Source organism: Streptomyces sp. NPDC005722 (assembly GCF_040630935.1).
In the GTDB taxonomy this organism is placed as follows: Bacteria; Actinomycetota; Actinomycetes; order Streptomycetales; family Streptomycetaceae; genus Actinacidiphila.
This window is the reverse complement of record NZ_JBEXYN010000011.1, coordinates 60904-80164: the sequence shown is the minus strand read 5'-3', so window position 1 is coordinate 80164 and position 19261 is coordinate 60904. Positions and strand designations below refer to the sequence as shown.

Genomic DNA, 19261 nt, shown 5'->3' with positions numbered 1-19261 from the left:
GCCCGTGTCCTACGGTGCACGACGGTGACGCGCGCAGCAGCCAAGGCAGACAACGGTGCCGGCCGCCGTCAGGACCCGGCAGTTGACGTGTGGTGGGCCAATGCGCCGGCCAGGCGTTGCATCACCGTGCGGTTGGCGCGTCGGATGGCGGCCCGGACCGCAGGGGCCAGCAGGCGGTCCGCGAGCGGGGTGCGGGTCCAGGCGTAGGTGAACTCCACGTGGCTCCCACCCGTTCGCGCGGGTTCGATGGTGTAGGTGCCGTGTGCCAGGCGCCGGCCGGCCGCGCTGACGTTCCGTTCGACGATGCGCCGCGGCGGATCCGCAGCGACCACCTCGATGGTGACGTCCGTCTTCGTGCCGCCGAGTGCGGCGGTGACCGTGGCACAGGATCCGATGCCGCGGCCGGGGCCGCTGTAGCGCCAGTCGGTCAGGTAGTGGTCGGTGAATCGCTCGTGATGGGCGATGGCATCGAGGAAGTCGTAGACCTGCTCGGGCGTCTGCGGCACGTCGACCGACACGGTGACAGGCTTCATGTACCGAACGGTACACAAGGAGTGTACCGATTGGTACACTCCTGAGGTGGTGAATTTGGCGGACGTGCACCCCGACGGTGAGGCAGCCCCCGGCGGGGGCGAGGACCGGCGTACCCAGCTGGTGAACGCGGCCGTCGACCATGTCGCGGCGCACGGCATCGCGGACTTGAGCCTGCGCGGCCTGGGCGCCGCGATCGGCGTCAGTCACCGCATGCTGATCCACTACTTCGGCTCCAAGGAACACCTCCTCGTCGAGATCGTCCGCACCTCGGAGCAGCGCCAGCGTGATCTGCTGTCCCGGCTGCACCTGCAGCCCGGCCTCCCGCCCATCGACGCCGCGCGTCTGCTCTGGAAGCAGCTGACGGACCCCCGACTCGCCCATCAGGAGCGGCTCTTCTTCGAGATCTACGTGCAGGCACTGCGGGGCCGGCCCGAAGCCGTTCCCGCCCTCGAAGGGCTCGTCAGCGATTGGCTGGAGCCCCTCGCGGCCGCCGAGATCTCCACGGGCACCGACCCCGACCTGGCCCGCACCCGCGCCAGGCTGGGACTCGCCACCGTCCGCGGCCTGCTGCTCGACCTCCTCGCCACCGGCGACCACGACGGCGTCGACGCGGCGATGGAGGCCTTCCTCCAGTTGCACTACGGCCCGAAGTGACCAGGCCCATGGGCGCCTTGCTCGGCCTTGATGCCGGCAAGCGTACGCGCCATGGCCACTGACCCCGGTCGGCAAGTCCTCACGCGGCTGCCGGTCCACTGGAACGGTTCCTGCGCAAGCGTCGCCGACTGGTCGCAGGACACCACAGTCCGGGGTGCCGACTGCGTGCAGGGCGTCGCGTGCGGGTCGTCTACCGGCGTGTGCCGAGTCCGTCGAGGATGAGCGCGAGCATGTGGGGTGCCCGGTCCTCGGGGCTGGACGCGGCACGCCACAACGCGCCGGTGAGTTGGAGGAAATCGGCCGGGTCGGCGTCCCGGCGGATGCTCTCGTCCTTCTTGCCGGCGTCGAGGAGTGCGGTGATCGCGGCGATGACCGGACCGTAGCTCTGCTCGCTGATCGCCTGGTGGGCGCCCGGGCTCAGGGCGTCGCCGAGGCCGTGCTTCTTGCGCATGGCCTCGACGAGGTCGGTCGTCCAGTGGCGGAGCGCTTCCAGCGGTGGCATCGCGGCGAGCAGGTCGGGGACGGTGTCGACGATGCGTGCCACCTCGTCCTGGTAGACGGCCAGGACGAGCGACTCGCGTGTGGGGAAGTTGCGGTACAGGGTGCCCGCGCCGACCCCTGCGCTCCGGCCGATCTGGTTCATGGACGTGCTGCCGTCCGCCGCGAGCGCATCGCGTGCGGCGGCCAGGATGCGCGCCCGGTTCTCGCGGGCGTCCGAACGGGCCATGGGACCTCACATTGCTAAGTGGAGAGTTCTCCACTACGTTAAATGGAGAGTTCTCCACATACTCTAAGGAGCGTCATGCGGTACATCAAGCTCGGCACCACGGGTCTCGACGTGTCCCCCATCGCGATCGGTGCGATGAGCTACGGCGAGCCCGACCGCGGGCACCCCGTCTGGTCGAAGGGCGAGCAGGAAGCGCGCCCGCTCATCAGGCACGCGCTCGAGGCGGGGATCAACTTCTTCGACACCGCGAACATGTACTCCAACGGTTCCAGTGAGGAGATCCTCGGCCGGGCGCTCAAGGACTTCGCCGACCGCGATGCCGTGGTGATCGCCACGAAGCTGCGCCATCCGATGCGGCTGGGGCCGAACGGGCGGGGGCTGTCGCGCAAGGCGATCATGACCGAGGTCGACCATTCGCTGCGCCGCCTGGGAACCGACTACATCGACCTGTACCAGGTGCACCGCAACGACCACGCGACGCCGCTGGAGGAGACCCTCGAAGCCCTCAGCGACCTCGTCAAGGCGGGCAAGGTGCGCTACCTCGGCGCCTCGTCCATGCACGCCTGGGAGTTCGCGAAGGCGCTGAACCTGCAGAAGCAGCACGGCTGGGCGCGGTTCGTGTCGATGCAGAACCACTACAACCTCCTCGCCCGCGAGGAGGAGCGGGAGATGATCCCGTTGTGCCTGGACGAGGGCGTCGGCACGATCGTCTGGTCGCCGTTGGCCCGCGGCCGCCTCACCCGCGCGTGGGACGACGCCCGCTCGACGGCGCGCTCCGAGACGGACGGCGCCTACGCGGATCTGCTCTACTCGCCGGAGCAGGAGGCATCCAACCACGCGATCATCGACGCGGTCGGACGGGTTGCGGACGCCCACGGCGTCAGCCGCGCCCAGGTCGCGCTGGCCTGGCTGCGACGCCGGCCGGTCGTCACCGCGCCACTGGTCGGCGCTGGTTCGACCGGACAGATCGACCAGGCCGTGGCCTCCCTCGACATCGAGCTCACCGACACCGAGGCACGCGCCCTGGAGGCCCCCTACACTCCTCGGTACGACTGGCAGGGCGTGTCCGACGAGGCCGAGATGGAGGCCATCCGCCGGCGCGTTCCCGGAATGGCTCTCGCGTGAATCCCGTCGTCCGCTCCGGCGGTTGATGTCGTCGTTGCACGTCAGCGGAACATCTGCGGCACCGGGCAGATCTCCAACGGCTCGTCCGTCCGGTCGGCCCATCCCCACCAGACGTGCCATTCGCGGCACTTCCACAGTGACCGGCAGACCCGCCGGCCATCGTCCTCCCGCTGGGAGAGCACCAGGCCGCCGAACTTCATGAGCTGCCCGCAGTCGGGGCAGGCGGGAAGACCGCCGGTCACGTCGAGCACCCTAATGGAGCGGTCCATTCATCCCGAAGCATCGGTCGCCGACGTCCCTGGGCGTCCACATGGGTGCAGGGTCGTCATAGCGCAGTCGGACACTCAGTCGACGAGCCGCGCTGCTCCTCATCGTCGGCCTTCGGGCGACTCGGTGGCCTTGCCCCCGCCACCGCGCGACATCCCGCGGTAGATCGTCCAGACGCTGACCAGGACGAGCGATGCGCCGAGCAACAGCCATCCGATGGATCCGCCGTCACGGTAGTCCCGTATGCCGACGAAGAGCAGGAGCCCCGCCGGGATCAACCCTGCCCAGTCGATGACTCTGCCCAGTTTGCGGAGCATTGCGTGTTGCATCACTACCCGATCCTATGGCGGGGACGCGCCGCCCTTGGATGAGGGGGGAGGCGCTGAGAGCGCATCGGCGGGGAACGGCTGCGGTCGTTCCCCGCGCGATCCTCGCCGACGGGAGAACGTGGTCGCGACAGGCGCCCTGACTACGGGTGGACGTCGACGAAGTCCGCGGCCGTGTTGCTGAGGAGGTAGCCCGTCCCGGTCGCGTCGTCGAAGGTCACCGCCCAGGTGCCGTCCTGGGTCGCCCGTTCCAGGTTGAAGAAGCGGCCCTTTCCGTCGACGCCCAGGGCGTGCACGTACCGGTAGCTCTTCGCGCCGCGGGGCTTGAAGTACAGGGACACCCGGAGGTCGCGAAGCGCCTTCCACGTGGTGCCGCTCCGGTACTGGACGGTGCCTCCCACCTTGATGTGGTCGCCCTTGCGCACAGGTTCCGGCGAGGCGTTGAACCCGGTGATCCGGGTGGCGCGCCGGGAGAGGTGGACGCCCTTGGTGACCGCGGCCGCCAGATCGGGGCTGCCCTGGAATCGGGTGCGCCAGTAGCCGTCGGCGGGTGCCGTGCGGGTGTGGGTGAAGGTCTCGGCGACGCCGGGCTTGTTGTGGCGGATCGTCACCGGGAGGGTGGCGACGGCCTTCCAGCCGGTCTTCCCGTCCTTGGAGTACTCGAGCGTGACGGCCGGCTTGGCGGGCCAGTGGCCACGGCTGTCCTGGAACTTCACCGAGCCGTCCACGTGGAGCCGGGACCGGTTGTCCAGGCCGGCTTTGACGTTGAGGACGGTCGCGAAGGCCACGTGGACGGTCAGGGGCTGCGTCGACTTCGCCGCGAACGGGTCGTCAGCGCCGCCGAGGACGACCTCGCCGGCGGGGGCGGGGGTGTTCGAGGGCACCTTCAGGGTGTAGCGGCCCTGGCTGTCGGTGAACGCGCCGCCGATCTCCGTCCCGCCCTGGGCGTTCGTGCCCGAGATCCACGCGCCGGGCAGCGGCCGCCAGCCGAGGGGCGTCTGGATCTCCGCGAGGCCGGTGACGGTGCCGGTGACGCCCTGGGCGAGGTTCAGCGTATGGGTGTTCACCGACACCCTGGTGTTGGACTGCACCGTGGTGATGTCCGTCAACGGCGTCGCCGCGTTGATCGTGTAGGGGTCGGCGGCCGAGGAGCGGTGCCGGGCGAACACCGCGCTGACGTGGGCGACGGGTACGTAGTCGGCGGAGAACCGTCCGTCCGCGCCCGTGGTCGCGGTGATCACTCCCTGGCCGGTGTCGATGTCGACCGCCTCGCCACCGGCGGGGACGGACACGTCCGGCTCGCCGGGCGGTTCGGCGTAGAGCGTGCCCGAGACCGTGACCTGCTGGTGGGAGTAGTCCGGGGCAGCCGGCACGACGGTGAGATCGGGGATCCTCATCATCGTCCGGTAGTGCATCACCCCCTGGGGGCTGGCGACGAGACCCGTGGCCTTGGCGCCGGAGGCGTCCTCGAGGTCGACGGTCATCCGGTACATGCCGTGTTCCGGCAGGTGCACCGGGGTCTCCCAGTCGGCGGTCTTCTCGGCCGGCTCCCCGACCGGGCTGAAGACGTCGACGGAACCGGCCTCCGGCGTCCCCTCCGGACTGCCCACGAGGAAGAAGTGGGTGGTGACTTTGGTGATCGGGCTGTCCGAGTAGGTGCGGACATGCAGGACGCCCGGATGCCGGGAGTCGCCGTAGGCGCGGAGCACGCGAAGTTCGGGGGTGGCACCGTGAGCGGGCCCGGTCGCCCCGAGGAACGAGGCACCGAGCACCGTCGAGATCGCGGCGGACAGGATGAGGCTTCGTCGCACGGTGGCTTTCCCCCTGAGATGGCGTACGGGTGAGGTCGGTCCGGCCGTGTCGCGCGCGCGGCTCACCGGATACGGCCCCCCACGAACCCTGTCCGAGCCCTCGCGGCACGATAGCGCACACGTTCGCACGCCCACGCGGGCGCCCACCGTCGGCGTCCCCGCCCCGCCCCGCGGCCGGGGTCGGGGCCGGGGCCGGGCATCAACGGCTCGCGGCCCCTGGGACTGTGCCGGTGCGGGCTGTGAGGTCGCGCCGCCGCCGCTAGGCCGTGTATCGAAAGTGGATCTTGAGCTGTGAATGATCACGGTTCATGGGTCGGAGAGATCTCACGGATGAGCAGTGGGCGGTGTTGGAGCCGCTGTTGCCGAGGGGCGCCAGGTCGGGGCGGCCACCCGTCTGGCCCCGGCGGCGACTGATCGACGGCATACGGTTCAGAGTCCGGACTGGAGTTCCGTGGCGGGACATCCCCGCCGAATACGGACCTTGGAACCGGGTCTACGACCTGTTCCGCAGATGGCAGCGGAATGGCACCTGGCACCGGATCCTCACCCGGCTCCAGTCCCTGGCCGACGCGAAGGGCGCGATCGTCTGGGACCTGAGCGTCGACTCCACGGTGTGCCGCGCCCATCAGCACGCGGGCGGGGCTCGCAAGCAGGGCGACCAGCAGAAGGAGCCGCCGGGCGGCATCTTCACCGAGCCCCATGATCACGGGCTGGGACGGTCGCGCGGCGGGTTCACCACCAAACTGCACCTGGCCGTCGAGCAAGGTCAGAAGCCCATGTCGTTCGTGATCACGGCCGGGCAGCGCGGGGACTCACCGCAGTTCGAACCCGTGCTGGAGAAGGTCCGCGTGCCTCGCATCGGGCCGGGACGGCCACGTGTCCGCCCCAACCGGGTCCGCGCGGATAAGGCGTACGCCTCCCGCGCGAACCGTGCCTATCTGCGCCGCCGCGGGATCCGCTGCACCATCCCCGACAAGAACGACCAGGCGCGCAACCGCCAGAAGCTCGGCTCCCGCGGCGGCCGACCGCCGTACTTCGACCCGGCCGACTACCGCGAGCGCCACGCGGTCGAGTGCGGGATCAACCGCCTCAAAAGACACCGGGCCGTCGCCACGCGATATGACAAGCTCGCGGTCCGCTACGAGGCAACCGTCCTCATCGCAACCATCAACGAATGGCTGTGACCAGGGCCTTCAAGACTCATAAGGGCCGCCCCGGAAGTACATACTCCTGCGCGCTCGGGGACGATCACCGCGCCCGTGCGCGGCATCGGAGCGGTCAGCCGGTGCCATCCGTTTCGCCAGCACCCGCAGCGTCTCCAGACCGGCCAGCACCTCCGCGCGATTGTCCGACACCTTCATCCACGCTGGCATCCGAGCGAACATCGACATCGTCGGCCGCGCTCCACCACGCTCTCGCAATCGCGCCCCGACGTAGGCGGACAGCTCGTCGACGTGTTCCTCGTTGTAGGCCCACAAGACGTGACCGGCGCAACGGGTCTGCAGCCACAGGGGCCGCCGGAAGAACGGGTCCTCACTACCACCCAGCACCGCGCCGACCAGCCCAGCTCCCTGCACCTCAGGTTCCCAGTCGGTGACCGCACCGCACCCTCCACAAGCCAGACGACGCGGCTGGAACAGGAGCTCGCTGAAGTATCTGGGATCAGAAAGGCCAGGCCGGGGGATCACGAGAGCACGGCCCCCGCATCGCGGGCAGACCACAAGCATCCGACCCGCGAACCGAGCCAACCAACCCCCTGGGTCAAAGTGGCGAGCAAGATCAGTACGCGGTTCGGAAGCCATGACAGACACCATCGCAGGTCCGCGATACGAGCAGCTACCGGGTTCTCGAACATGCCCCACAGGTCGCTACCAGCCACTTTCGATACACGGCCTAGCGGGGCGCGGCGAGGACGTCCCGCAGCACGTCCTCGAGTGAGACGCGGGAGAGCTCCCGTCGCACGGTCTCCTCGATCCCGTCGTAGACGCTTCGCATCGCCGGCTGGATGCCGTTGCCGACGACGCATCCGTGGTCCGGGGTGGCTCGGTGCAGCGCGAAAAGGGGCCCGGGCTCCACCGCCTCGTACACGTCGAGCAGGTTGATCGACCCCAGATCGCGTGCGAGCGCCCAGCCCGCACCCACCCCCCGCCGGGACTCCACGAGACCGGCTCGGCGCAGCTCGCCCAGCAGGCGCCTGATCACCACGGGGTTGGTGTTGGCGCTGGTCGCGATCTGCTCGGAGGTGGCGACGTCATTGCCCTGGCGCTGGTAGAGGCCGATCCAGGCCAGCGCGTGGGCCGCGATCGTCAACCTGCTGTTGGCACTCATGCGCCCCTCCTCTCGACGGGGACACTCTACGTTCGACAAGACAATCGTAACCGGTACAGTTACGACGACTGTCGTAACAATCCTTGTTGCGACAACCTGGAATCGATCAATGAGGTACGAACCATGAGCAAGCCGCTTGCGGGCAAGGTCGCCCTGGTCACCGGAGGATCCCGCGGACTGGGAGCCGCCACCGTACGGCTCCTCGCCGAGCAGGGCGCCGACGTCGCCTTCACCTACGTCAGCTCGGACAAGCCCGCGCAGGCCGTTGTCGACGAACTGCGCGGCAAGGGGCCAAGGCCGCCGCTTTCCGGACCGACCAGGCGGACACGAGCCGGGCGCCACAGCTGATCGACGACGTGGTCGCCGCCTTCGGCGGCCTGGACATCCTCGTGAACAACGCCGCGGTCTCGGTGGAGCAGGGACGCACGGTGGATGACCCGGAGGCCGACACCGCCGCTCTGGACCGCATGCACGCCACGAACTACCTGGGCGTGATCGCCGCCATCCGGGCCGCCTCCCGAATGTTGCGCGCGGACGGCCGCATCATCACGGTGAGCTCCGGACTCGGTTCCCGCGTCGGCCTCCCCGGCCTCGCGGACTACTCGGCGACCAAATCCGGCATCGAGAGGTACACGATGGGCGTCGCGCGGGACCTCGGTCACCGGGGCATCACGGCCAACGTCGTGGAGGCCGGACTGATGGACAGCGGCATGGAACCGCCGGACCCCGCGACCCTCAAGGCCCTGGTCGGCTCCCTGTCCATCCAGCGTATGGGGCGCCCCGAGGAGATCGCGGCGGCAATCGTCTTCCTGGCAAGCCCCGCCGCCTCGTACATCACAGGGGCGGTGCTGGACGCCCATGGCGGCTACAACGCGTGAGCTCGGTCCCTCATCGACCTGCGGACGCGCACCGCGGCCTCAGAACGGGGGGTCGTCGTACCAGGGGCCGCCCGTCGGCCCGGGCAGCGGGGGGTCGCGCCGTTGGAGGACGGTCAGGGCGTCCTCGATGCGGCCGAGGTCGATGAGGTAGCCGGCCAGGTCATGGCGGTTCGTGGAGGCGTGCGGTTCGAGAACGGCGACCGCCTCCTCGGTGCGGCCGGCCCCGGCGAGCAGCTCGGCGATGTGCGGCGCCGCGTACGAGGTGGCGCCCTCGGGGTGGGAGCGGGCCTGTGCGACCGCTTCGTCGACGCCGTCGCGGGCGGCGATCAGCGGCAGCCGCATCCAGTACAGGTCCCACTCCACCTCGCCCCCGCGGGCGGCGGCGAGCGCGTCGAGGTGAGCCAGGCCGTCCTCTGGGCTCCCATGGTCGAGGTACAGGCCGGCCAGGGCGTGGAGGATCCAGTCGTCCCCGCTGTGGGCGTCGGCCTGGACGCGCATCACGTCGATCGCTTCGCTGCCCCGGCCGTGCCGTGCCAGAAGCCGCGCGAGGTCGAAAGCGCGGTTCGAGCCACCGGCCACGGGCTCGTCAGCGTTGCGGTATGCCGCGATCGCCCCCTCCACGTCGCCGATGTCCTCCAGGAACCCAGCGAGCTGCCGTACGGCGTAACCCAAGTCATCGGCCCCGGCCGCCGCCCGCAGCTCGTCGAGCCGGCCCTGCCGCGCCAGCAACGCGGCCAGTTGCTCGCGGTTGTTGAGGCGCGTGGTGCTGCCGGTGCGCAGGAGGGCGATCGCCTCGTCGATGCGGCCCTGGCGCTCGCGGATCGTGGCGATCAGCCCGTTCACCGTGTCACGGTCGAGTCCCCGGCAGCACCACGGGAAGTCCGAGCAGTCGTGCCGGGTGAGGGCGGCGAGCAGCGCGGCGGCTTCCTCGTCGCGGCCGGCAGAGCCGGCGACGTCGACCATCGCCACGGCAAGGGACAGCTCGCCGAGGTGCGGACACAGCAGAGCGAACGCTTCCTCGGCGCGGCCGTTCCGGGCAAGCATGCGTGCGTAGAACTCCAGCGCCATCGGGTGCCCGGCCGCCATGCGGACCCGCGTGATCTCCATCGCCTCCGCGCCCCGGCCCCAGCCCTCCAGCAACTCGGCCGCGGCCACGACGGCCGTCCACCAGCCGGTGGCCAGGTACGGGGCGAGCACCTCCAGCGCCTCGTCCTGCCGCCCCTGTTCACCCAGCGACCGCGCCCACGCCAGCGCACAGAACCACTCCCCGCGCCCGGCCTGCTGCTCCACCACATCGACACGGCCGCGCTCGCACAACCGCGACACCAGCTCCGGCGGGATACAGCCCGACCGCGTCCGGGCTCGATGATCAAGATCAGAAGCGTCCACGGCCACGCACCCTAACGCCCACCGCTGACACCCTTCGTACACGTCCGGCCACAGGCCGTCCGGAGGCCGACGTGCTGTGGACCTCACGCCACACCCAGGCGCAACGCAGCCGTGACCGCCCGCGCACCGTCGGCGATTCGGCCAATCCTGGTTCCGCGTAGTCCTGTTGCAGGAGACGGGTCGGTGCATCCTCCACCCTCCGACACGCGCCCTGTCCCGGGGTTCCGGAGGCGACCGAAATACACCAGTTCGATATCCGGGGAGGCTCGTTGAGCCTCACGACCACGCCGGACGACCCTCTGGGGGAACCACGTTGACCTCGGCCGCCGCGAACGAGCAGCAGCACACCCCGCCGTCTCCACCGCCTCCCGCACAGATCACCTACAGCGGGCAGTACTCCGTCAATCCGCTCGCCGAGGTCTCCTTCCGGCGGATGTGCGCACAGATCCCGGCCGTCCTCACCCGGATCGCCCGGTTGTCGTGGCGGACCGACCGGCGGGCCGTGCAGCTCCTTGTCGGCTGCCAGGCGGTCACCGGTCTCGCGGCCGCCGTACTGCTGGCCGCCACCGCCCGCGCCATGGAACCCGTCCTCGGGGACGGCACTGCCGGCGAACGGCTCCGCGGGGCCCTTCCGGCGCTGCTGGTGGTGGCGCTCGCCGCCGCGCTCGGCCGCGCGGCGGGGGCAGTGGCCACGTACGCCGAACGGCGGATCACTCCGCGGCTGACCACCGAGACGGACTCCGCGCTGGTCGAGGCGGTGTGCCGGGTGGAGGCGGCGGCGTACGCGGAGGACGGGTTCTCGGACCGGCACGAGGCAGCCGAGATGGGGGTGATCCGCACGCACGTCATGGTCACCGACGCCCAGCGGTTCCTGTCGGCGTTGATCCGCATGGTCACCTCGGGCGGCGTGCTGTCGGTGCTGAACCCGCTGATGCTGCCCCCGCTGCTGCTGGCCGTGCTGCCGGCCGGTGTCGGCGCGGTGCTCACCGCCCGGGTCGACTACGAGATCCACTACGCGAACATCGCCGACCGCAACGTGCGAGGCATGATGCGCTGGTGGGCGACCGAGTCGAAGTACGGCGACGAGGTCCGCGCCAACTCGATGACCGGCTACCTCATCCACTGGTACCGGGCCCTGTCCGACCGGTGTGACCGGCGTTCCCTGGCCGCCGCACCGCGTACCCTGCGGATCGCCCTGCTCGCCGCGCTGGCCGGCGGCGTCTTCCTCGTCGCGACCTGGGGCGCGCTGGCGTGGCTGGCCGTGTCCGGCCGCATCGAACTCGCCGTCGCGGCAACCGCTGTCATCGCCGTGCAGACCACGCTCGCCGCGCTCTCCCAGGTGGTCGTCAACGGCGCCGCGGTCTTCCACACCAGCTTGTACCTGGGCGACCTGCAGGCCTTCCTCGACGACGCCGCCGCCCGCGCCCCGAGGCGCGGCCCGCGCGCGCACGCCGCGCCGACCGAGGAGATCCGGCTCGAGGAGGTCGTCTACCAGTACCCGGGCAAGGACAAGCCCGCTGTGGACGGTGTCTCCCTTGCCCTGCGGCGCGGCCAGATCCTCGCGATCGTCGGTGCGAACGGCTCGGGGAAGTCCACGCTCACCCGGCTGCTCACCGGGATCTACTTGCCGGACAAGGGCAAGGTCACGTGGAACGGCGCCGACCTGGCCGACCTGGACCCCGCCACGGTGTGGGCGAACACCGGCCTGGTGCCGCAGATCTTCGCCCAGTGGCCGCTGCGGGTCCGCGAGAACGTCACCCTGGGCCAGCCCCGCACCCACGACGACACCCCCGTGTGGGAGGCCATCGACGCGGTCGGTCTGCGCGAGGCCGTCGAGGACCTCCCCGCGGGCCTGGACACCCTCCTGGCCCGCGACGTCTTCGGCGGCACGGAGCTCTCCGGCGGGCAGTGGCAGCGCATCGCCTGCTCAAGGGCCCTGTACCGGCGCCCGGGGCTGCTGATCCTGGACGAGCCGACCTCGCAGATGGACCCGCGTGGCGAGCACCAGGTCTTTGAGCAGATCAAGGCCATCGCCGCCGACCGCATCACGATCGTCGTCACGCACCGCCTGGAGAACACCAGGATCGCCGACCACATCGTCGTGATGGAGCACGGCCGGATCACCGAACGGGGACGGTACGACGAACTCCTCCACGCCGGGGGAACCTTCGCCGAACTCCTGGAACTCTCCCAGGACCGCTGACGACCGGGTGCGGGAGCCGGACGCTGCGACCGGAGCCCGCCGACACGTGGTGGACCGGCGCGGCGGGTCAGGCGCCGGGCCCGCCCTGGATCAGCATGCGGTGCGACTCCTGCAACCCCGCCGGCAGGTCGTTCGGCGTCGCCCACCTGGCCTCGAGGACCTCGAACGAGTCGATCGCCAAGGTGCCGCCGACGAGCCTCGCGTCATACGCCACTTCCACCCGCAGCTTGAATCCGCTCTTGAGGTGGACCAACTCGCCGGCCTCGACTTCGAGGCCGGTCTCCTCACGGACCTCGCGGGCGACCGTGTCACGGAAGTCCTCACCCGATTTGGCGTAGCCGGTGGGCAGGCCCCACTGGCGGTCTTCGGGCCACAGCCGGTGGCGCAGCAGCAGCACGCGGCCCTCGGCGTCGCGGACGACGCCGGTGACGCCGACCATGTACGTGCTGTTCGTCAACCACATGATCCGCCACTGCAGGGGCCCCCGAATCATCCGCCACAATCCAGCGATGATGCGCTTCATGCCGTGCCTCTCGGAAGATGGGTCGCCGCAACGTCCCGCGGAAGAGACACGATCGCGCATCGACGGGCGGCGTTCCAAACACGCCGAGTGGACAGGCCTGAGGCCCGTCGTACGGTTGATGATCCGGGCAGACCCATCCAGGCCTGCATGTTCGTAGAGTTGCAGGGCGGCCTGCTCAGCCCGCCTCGTGTCACCCGCGGGACGTCGTCATCGCTCAGCACCCGCCTGGCACGACGAGGAGGATTCCGGCACACGCGGCACGACCGCGCCGGACGCGCCTGCCGCAGTCACCGCGTGGTGGGTCACTCCACTTGCGCGGTCGGGACGACGACATCGATGAGCCCGGTGGCCACGTCGTACACGATCCCTGACACGAACGCCCCCGCCTGGATCCGCTGCTTGAGGAGTTCCACGTCGACCCGGACCGCGGCGACCGGGTCGGTGACCGCCTTGGCGTCCAGCTCCGCGGCCGGCACCTCGAAGTAGTCGGCCAGCAACTCGGGGAAGGGAACCAGGTCCGTGATCCCGCAGTCGGTGTGGTGCATGACCGCATAGTGGATGACCCGCCGTCCGGTGGCGCCGGTCCGGGCCTGCACGACCTTCGACAGCATCCCCATCGTCCGCAGCGTCGCAGGCGTGACCCGCCCCCCGACGTTGCGGATCACCGCCGCCTCGCCGAGCTCGAGCCCGAGCACCTCGGACGGGTCGACACGAGGGTCGACGCATCCGATGACCTGCAGACTGCCGCTGGGTGAGAGCTTGAGGCCGGCGAATGCCCCGGTGTCGGAGAACCCGGCGTTCCGCCTGACCAGCTCATCCGTGTCGATCAGAGTGACGGCAACCCCTTCCCGCTCTCAGCCCGGCCCCCAGGTCACGCCGACGACCGGCCCACATGCCGCCCACCCTGCCCTGCCACTGCCTCCTCTGCCACTCGACGGCAGGGTCACTTCCCGACGGCGCCCCCGTTGCCCGGCGCGGGAGCGGGGTCCAGCAGGCCGCGCAGCACATTGCCCTCCGTCGTCAGATAGGCGGAGCCGTAGTCGAAGCGCCGCGCCTCAGCGAACAGCAGGTAGTAGTACTTGGCGTTCTCGCTGAACCAGTACGCCGGAGTGAGGTCCGCCAGCTTCACCGGGTTCGCCGTCACGTCGCGGACGACCGTGTAGCCGTTGGCGACCTTGCAGTACCGCTCCTGACGGCGGAACATCTCGCGGGCGCGTGCGCGGTACAGCTCCTTCCCGGTGATCAGCCACAACGACAGACAGGCGTCGGCGTACTCGGGGCGCAGCGGATAGGACGGGTCGGTCGCGCGCAGGGTCCGGTAGGCGACGAGGTCCGGCGGCAGGCGGTAGGTGTCGAGCACCGCCGTCCAGCTGTCGTGGTAGCTCTCGCCGTCGGCGACACGGCCGCTGCGGGCCAGCAGTCCGGCGTAGAAGGCGGTCAGCTCGGACTCGAGCCTGCCGGTGGCGCGGCCCGTGCTCATCTCCGCCTGCCGGAACCACAGCCGCCCTGTCCCCCGGTCGGCGAGGTACCTGAAGACCCCGGCGGTGAGCTTCGTGTACCAGTGGTGCAGTTCCTGGTCGCCGTACAGCTTCCAGCCGTGCCACAGGTACTCGAAGAAGGAGTCGACCGGCGGATTGAGGGTGGCGGTGGTCCCGGTCCACACGCCGGTCTCGACGTCGAGGGCGGTGCCCACCAGGTCCAGCCGTGAGCGGCGTTCGCAGACGGCCCGCAGCGCCTCCTTGGCCGCCGCGTAGTAGGAGCGGTCGCCGGTGAGCCGGGACAGCTCGCCGAACTCGGTGACGCAGCTGCCGATCTCGGCGACGAAGTTCACCCGGCCGCTCACCGCACCCGTGGCGAGGTTGACGTACCGGTAGGGCGCGCCCGTCGGCGATCGGGAGAAGGCCGGCATCAGCCGGTCCGCGAGGTCACGGGCGAGGTCGAGCAGCGCGGGGTCCCCGGTCGCGAGGTGCCCCGACAGCAGCCCTCCGACCATCCGGATGACCGTCTCGAAGACCTGGACGGAGACGTCCTGGTCGAGCGTGAGCTCGTCCTTCACCCACCGCACGGCCGTGGCCAGCTCCTCGTCCAGCTCCATCAGGTACAGCGTGTCGAGGGCCTCCACGATCGTCAGGCCGAAGGTGTGGCCCGGGGCGAAGAAGTCCGCGCCGCGGCCACTGAGCGGCCGCAGCTCGTCCCGGCCCCAGGCCAGCCGCCGGTAGGCGTCCCAGGCACTGCGGAACGCGGCCACCGCCTCCTCCCCCAGACCCGCGTACGGCTCCGCTGCCGCGGCGGCCGTGCCGGGCACCGACACGACCGGGGCGGCAGCGGCGGGGGCGAAGGCCGCGAGGGCACCGAGCAGCCCGCGCCGTGAGAGTCCGCCGCGACCCGAGCATTTCCTCATGTCCTGAGGCATCCCCCGAAAGCGCCGTTCGATCTTCGGGCAGCCCGGAACATCACCCGTACTCCCGGCCTTCACGCATGCCGATATAGGCATACGATGGCGGTCATGGCACGAGCTGCGACGACGTCTGACGCGTTCAACGCGATCGCCGAGCCGCAGCGCCGGGACATCCTGGCGCTGCTGCGGACGGGTGAGCGGCCGGTGACCGAGCTGGCCCGGGAACTGGGCATGAGCCAGCCGCAGGCGTCCAAGCACCTGCGGGTGCTCCGCGAGGTGGGGCTGGTGCGGGTCCGCGAGGCGGGCAAGCAGCGCCTTTACGGCCTGGACGCGGACGGGCTGCGCCCGGTCCGTGAGTGGGTCGGCGGATTCGAGCGGTTCTGGAACGGGAGTTTCGACCGGCTGGACACCTACGTGCAGGACCTCAAGCAGACACAGCAGGAGGAATGACCGATGGCAGCGTCAGGGCAGGAAACGCCGGCGGAGCAGGAGACGGCCGACCGGGAGATCGTCATCTCGCGGGTCATCGACGCCCCGCGGGAGCTGGTGTTCGAGGCGTTCACCGACGTCCGGCACCTGTCTCGCTGGTGGGGTCCGGAAGGGTTCTCCACCACCACGCGGTCCTTCGAGTTCCGTGAGGGCGGGGAGTGGGACTTCACCCTGCACGGGCCGGACGGGACCGACTACCCCGAGTGGATCCGCTGGCAGCGGATCACCCCGCCCGAGCGGCTCGCGCTGCTGCACGGTGAGTACCGCGACGACCCGAACGCCTTCGAGTCGTTCCTGACCTTCGCACCGGACGGCGCGGCGACCCGGATCGTGATGCGCACCGTGTTCCCCACCAGGGAACTGCGCGACGAGGCGGTCGAGAAGTACCACGCGATCGAGGGCGGTCGACAGACCCTCGGGAACCTGGCGGCCTACGTCACCGGCCTCGCACGGAACGAGTCCCAGGGCTGATCCCCGGGACGGTGTCCTTCACCGCAGCGACGACTTCTTCGGTCTCGCCGGGCGATCAGGCCGTCTCGGTGTACCGCTCCCCCGCGTACGCCCGCAGCACGGGTACGACCGCCTCCGCGCCACCCGGCAGGCGGTCGATCCGGTCCAGGACGTAGGCCCGGTGACCGTCGATCAAGTGCTCGGGGTGAGCGGAGGCATGCGCGCCCGGCAGCACCCACACCGTCAGCGCGGGGTGGGAGTCGGGACCGTACGGCCGCCGCCCGACCGTGACGGTGGCGATCTGGGTCCACCGGAAGAACCGCTCCTCGCCTGCCACCTCGCGCGTTCCGATGCCGGTGGCACCTATCCGCAGTTCCATCGGCTTGCGCCAGCGGACGTACGCGGAGCGCACCTGGATCCAGCAGACGAGCGTGCCGAGCATCGACACCGTGATGGGGATCCCGATTCCCGAGTCGCCGTCGATCCGGTCGTGGTTGAGGATCACGTACAGGTAGACCGACACGAACACCGCGCTGAACGCCAGCGCCCACACCGTCCGGACACGCGTCCGCCGGCCGTCGCCCAGGTCGGCCGTGAACCTCCGCTCCCCGCCGGGGACGCTCAGTTCGGGTCCGGCGACGGTCACCGGGATCGGCGGTCGTACCGCGCGCGGTGCCGTCTCGAAGCGGTCGCCGGCGTGTTCGGCGAGGGCAGCGGTGAGCTGCCCGACATGCTGGTCCAGGTCCGCGCAGTTCACCAGGGTGTAGCGGTTCCAGGCGTCCAGGCTCCGGTCCTGTACGCGCGGCAGCGTGACCCCCGGCACCGTCCACAGCAGCAGGCGGGGCGGGGGCGGCGTGGTGTCGCTGTCGGCCGCCTTCTCGTGCCACAGGGAGACCGCGTGGATCTGCTCCCAGGACAGCGCGGCGTCGTGCAACGTGAGCCCGTGGGCGTCGATGCGCAGCCGGAACGGCCGTCGCACCCGGCGCAGTTGCATCCACCCATACCCGGTGACCGGTACGGAAAGGACTCCCAGGAGCGCCTGACCGGGGTCGGCGCTGCGGGAGGCGAGCAGCCACACGAGCGCGCCCGTCGCCAGGGCGATCCCCCAGCCGACCCACAGCCTCCCGCGTCTTCTCAGCGTTCGCTCGACCGTGAACTCCACTGCTCCCCGCCCCCCTTGTCGTTCCCCACCGGCACCATGATGCGTCCCTGCTGACCGGCATCCCCGTCCTCGGCGACAGGTGGTTGCCCTTCTGTGACGCCCGCGGGACATCGGCTCCCGCCGGCCTCTCCCCCGTCCCCGTCCGTTCACGGCTGTGTCGCCCCACGGTCCGTCGGTGCGGCGCGGCGGATGAGAACCTGGTCCGGTGCTGATAGATGGATTCGAGAAGGCCCCCGTCGTCGCCGGGGAGGAACTGCTGGCGCTGCCCGGTTTCTGGGCGGCCTACCTCCTGTGGCTGAGCCAGACCGAGGACTACGACCCGGTCCTGTCGTACTTCGACGTCGACGGGGCCGATGCCGACGCGGCCTACGACGCCCTGAACGACGAGGATCGGTGGCCCGTCTTCCGGATCCCCTTCACCGGCGGCCACACGGCGACGGTCCTCGGCGTCAACATCCCCGACGACCCGGAAACGGAGTACTTCATCACCCATCCCGCATGGGGACGGCACGGCCACTTGGCCACCATCAGCGGCCACCAGGCCGGCCCGGGGCTCTCCTGGCGGGAACTCCACCACATCGCCCGCACGCCCGACCTCGACGCCCCCGGGATCCACGACGAGCACGCCCGCCTGCTCCTCCTGCTGCCCGCACTCGGCGACCAGGACACACCCGAGGACGCCGCGGACCACGTCGGCAAGGCGCTGAGCCACGTGGGCATCCTCCCGAGCCGGGGCCTCGCCGAATCCCTCCTCACCGACCACCCCTTGTGGGAGCCGGTGGAGTGGACCCCCCTCGCGCCGTCCCCGCTCTCGGGCAGCCAGGAGCCCTTCCGGGGAATCCTGCAGTGCGACGAGCCCATGAGCCCGCGGTGCGGCATCCGCATCGCCCAGGGCATCACCCGGGAGCAGAGCGACCGGCTGGCCCGCGCACTGGGCACCTGGCCCGCGACGTAGGTCGGTCCACGGCGCGCCGCGGCGGGGTGGGCGTCAGCTCGCCGCGTCCGTCTCCCCGTGCTCCGTCTCCCCGCGCTCCGACTCCTGCTCCGGCTCCGCGGGGGCCGGCCCCGGAAGTTCACTTCCGGTCTCGAGCAGGCTCTTGAGGCTGGAGATGACGGCCGGCCACCCGCTCTGCAGCATCTGCAGCACGGTGCTGCCGGGTTCGAAACCGTCGTGGCGCACGGTGAGTTTGACCATCGCGCCGAGGGGCTCGATGTCGAAGGTGACGCGGGACCTCGGTTCCGCGGTGATCCTGGCCAAGGTCTCGTCCTCCACGCCGGCCGCCCGGGCCCAGTCGGAGGTGAAGGTGTGCCAGGTGTAGGAGAGCCGCCGGTAGGGATCCGATTCCAGGACGACCTGCTCGGGGTCCGCGTCCGCCAGCCCCTGACCGACCCAGGTCATGGGCGAGCCGGCCTTCCAGTCGCTGACGATCTCCACACCCCAATAGCGGCGTGTGAAAGCGGGATCGGTCAGGCCCCGCCAGAGCTTGTCCGGCGTCGTCTTGATGTAGGTGGTGTACAGGAATTCGGTGTCACCCATGGGTGGTGTCTCCAGTGCTTGTTTCAGGTCGGCGAGCGCGTGCACACGCGCACGGTCGTAGCGGCTGATCCACCGGTCCGCGATGGCATTGATCGGCTCGGCGTTGAGGTAGTGCAACTTCTCCCGGCCGCTCCTGACCGTGGTGACCAAATGGGCACCCTCCAGGACGGCCAGATGCTTGCTGACCGACTGCCGGGCCATGTCCAGGCCCATGCACAGCTCCGACAGGGTCTGTCCATTGCGGTTGTTGAGGCTGTCCAGCAACCGGCGCCGGCTCGTGTCCGCCAGTGCCTTGAACACCTCGTCCATCCCTGAGCCTCCATATGCAGCCGAACAGCTGCATGTCAAGATAGGCAGCCAATCGGCTGCATGTCAAGGCGGTCCGTGCGTCCACCTTCTGCGGGCTGCCCGATCGCCGCTTTCCGCAACACGGTGCAGCATGCACGCACAGTGCCACCGC

The 19261-nt window shown here is 70.3% G+C and carries 20 protein-coding genes; 8 read left to right on the top strand and 12 right to left on the bottom strand.

The features are described 5' to 3' along the window. Positions 1–68: 68 nt before the first annotated feature. The gene (locus ABZ479_RS15510) at positions 69–533 is read right to left on the bottom strand and encodes an SRPBCC family protein (protein ID WP_500462071.1); all 465 of its coding nucleotides are present in this window, start codon (positions 531–533) and stop codon (positions 69–71) included. Positions 534–579: 46 nt separating this feature from the next. Here ABZ479_RS15510 and ABZ479_RS15505 point away from each other — a divergent pair, with 46 nt between their 5' ends. After that, on the top strand, positions 580–1188 hold the full coding sequence (locus ABZ479_RS15505; protein WP_500462070.1) for a TetR/AcrR family transcriptional regulator: 609 nt from the start codon (positions 580–582) through the stop codon (positions 1186–1188). A gap of 190 nt (positions 1189–1378) precedes the next feature. On the opposite strand, the gene ABZ479_RS15500 is transcribed toward ABZ479_RS15505, so the two are convergent. Beyond that, positions 1379–1915, bottom strand: coding sequence for a TetR/AcrR family transcriptional regulator (locus ABZ479_RS15500; RefSeq protein ID WP_500462069.1), 537 nt, complete (start codon positions 1913–1915; stop codon positions 1379–1381). A gap of 75 nt (positions 1916–1990) precedes the next feature. On the opposite strand from ABZ479_RS15500, the gene ABZ479_RS15495 reads away from it, so the two are divergent. Further along, positions 1991–3040: an aldo/keto reductase gene (locus ABZ479_RS15495; RefSeq protein WP_500462068.1), complete on the top strand. Its 1050-nt coding sequence runs from the start codon at positions 1991–1993 to the stop codon at positions 3038–3040. Positions 3041–3081: 41 nt separating this feature from the next. On the opposite strand, the gene ABZ479_RS15490 is transcribed toward ABZ479_RS15495, so the two are convergent. From ABZ479_RS15490 to ABZ479_RS15480, 3 genes are all read right to left on the bottom strand, one after another. Further along, a complete protein-coding gene (locus ABZ479_RS15490; RefSeq protein ID WP_500462067.1) occupies positions 3082–3309 on the bottom strand; it encodes a dehydrogenase in 228 nt (75 codons plus the stop codon). Between the two features lie 99 nt (positions 3310–3408). Beyond that, positions 3409–3636 carry a hypothetical protein gene (locus ABZ479_RS15485; protein WP_500462186.1) on the bottom strand — a complete coding sequence of 76 codons (228 nt, stop codon included), beginning with the start codon at positions 3634–3636 and terminating at the stop codon, positions 3409–3411. 140 nt (positions 3637–3776) lie between these two features. After that, positions 3777–5444, bottom strand: a complete 1668-nt coding sequence (locus ABZ479_RS15480) for a hypothetical protein (RefSeq protein ID WP_500462066.1) — start codon at positions 5442–5444, stop codon at positions 3777–3779. Positions 5445–5752: 308 nt separating this feature from the next. On the opposite strand from ABZ479_RS15480, the gene ABZ479_RS15475 reads away from it, so the two are divergent. Continuing rightward, complete coding sequence (locus tag ABZ479_RS15475) at positions 5753–6628, top strand: IS5 family transposase (protein WP_500462065.1); 876 nt, start codon at positions 5753–5755, stop codon at positions 6626–6628. A 709-nt stretch (positions 6629–7337) separates the two neighbouring features. On the opposite strand, the gene ABZ479_RS15470 is transcribed toward ABZ479_RS15475, so the two are convergent. Next, entirely contained in the window at positions 7338–7772 is a 435-nt protein-coding gene (locus ABZ479_RS15470; protein ID WP_500462064.1) for an Rrf2 family transcriptional regulator, read from the bottom strand. Positions 7773–7939: 167 nt separating this feature from the next. On the opposite strand from ABZ479_RS15470, the gene ABZ479_RS15465 reads away from it, so the two are divergent. Further along, positions 7940–8650, top strand: coding sequence for an SDR family NAD(P)-dependent oxidoreductase (locus tag ABZ479_RS15465; RefSeq protein WP_500462185.1), 711 nt, complete (start codon positions 7940–7942; stop codon positions 8648–8650). Positions 8651–8689: 39 nt separating this feature from the next. Here the strand turns inward: ABZ479_RS15465 and ABZ479_RS15460 are convergent, their stop codons facing one another. Then, positions 8690–9943: a tetratricopeptide repeat protein gene (locus ABZ479_RS15460; RefSeq protein ID WP_500462063.1), complete on the bottom strand. Its 1254-nt coding sequence runs from the start codon at positions 9941–9943 to the stop codon at positions 8690–8692. 409 nt (positions 9944–10352) lie between these two features. Here ABZ479_RS15460 and ABZ479_RS15455 point away from each other — a divergent pair, with 409 nt between their 5' ends. Continuing rightward, positions 10353–12242, top strand: a complete 1890-nt coding sequence (locus ABZ479_RS15455) for an ATP-binding cassette domain-containing protein (protein WP_500462062.1) — start codon at positions 10353–10355, stop codon at positions 12240–12242. A 67-nt stretch (positions 12243–12309) separates the two neighbouring features. Here ABZ479_RS15455 and ABZ479_RS15450 read toward each other — a convergent pair whose 3' ends face one another. The 3 genes from ABZ479_RS15450 to ABZ479_RS15440 form a co-directional block, all read right to left on the bottom strand. Further along, on the bottom strand, positions 12310–12765 hold the full coding sequence (locus ABZ479_RS15450) for an NUDIX domain-containing protein (protein ID WP_500462061.1): 456 nt from the start codon (positions 12763–12765) through the stop codon (positions 12310–12312). A gap of 302 nt (positions 12766–13067) precedes the next feature. After that, a complete protein-coding gene (locus ABZ479_RS15445; protein ID WP_500462184.1) occupies positions 13068–13496 on the bottom strand; it encodes a carbonic anhydrase in 429 nt (142 codons plus the stop codon). A 212-nt stretch (positions 13497–13708) separates the two neighbouring features. After that, positions 13709–15166, bottom strand: a complete 1458-nt coding sequence (locus ABZ479_RS15440; protein WP_500462060.1) for a glycoside hydrolase family 47 protein — start codon at positions 15164–15166, stop codon at positions 13709–13711. 105 nt (positions 15167–15271) lie between these two features. Here ABZ479_RS15440 and ABZ479_RS15435 point away from each other — a divergent pair, with 105 nt between their 5' ends. Beyond that, entirely contained in the window at positions 15272–15613 is a 342-nt protein-coding gene (locus tag ABZ479_RS15435; RefSeq protein WP_500462059.1) for an ArsR/SmtB family transcription factor, read from the top strand. 3 nt (positions 15614–15616) lie between these two features. Further along, positions 15617–16123: an SRPBCC family protein gene (locus ABZ479_RS15430; RefSeq protein WP_500462058.1), complete on the top strand. Its 507-nt coding sequence runs from the start codon at positions 15617–15619 to the stop codon at positions 16121–16123. 55 nt (positions 16124–16178) lie between these two features. Here the strand turns inward: ABZ479_RS15430 and ABZ479_RS15425 are convergent, their stop codons facing one another. After that, positions 16179–17264 carry a hypothetical protein gene (locus tag ABZ479_RS15425; RefSeq protein WP_500462057.1) on the bottom strand — a complete coding sequence of 362 codons (1086 nt, stop codon included), beginning with the start codon at positions 17262–17264 and terminating at the stop codon, positions 16179–16181. A gap of 205 nt (positions 17265–17469) precedes the next feature. On the opposite strand from ABZ479_RS15425, the gene ABZ479_RS15420 reads away from it, so the two are divergent. Then, entirely contained in the window at positions 17470–18219 is a 750-nt protein-coding gene (locus tag ABZ479_RS15420; RefSeq protein WP_500462056.1) for a hypothetical protein, read from the top strand. Positions 18220–18252: 33 nt separating this feature from the next. On the opposite strand, the gene ABZ479_RS15415 is transcribed toward ABZ479_RS15420, so the two are convergent. Next, positions 18253–19110, bottom strand: a complete 858-nt coding sequence (locus ABZ479_RS15415; protein ID WP_500462055.1) for an ArsR/SmtB family transcription factor — start codon at positions 19108–19110, stop codon at positions 18253–18255. Positions 19111–19261 lie beyond the last annotated feature (151 nt).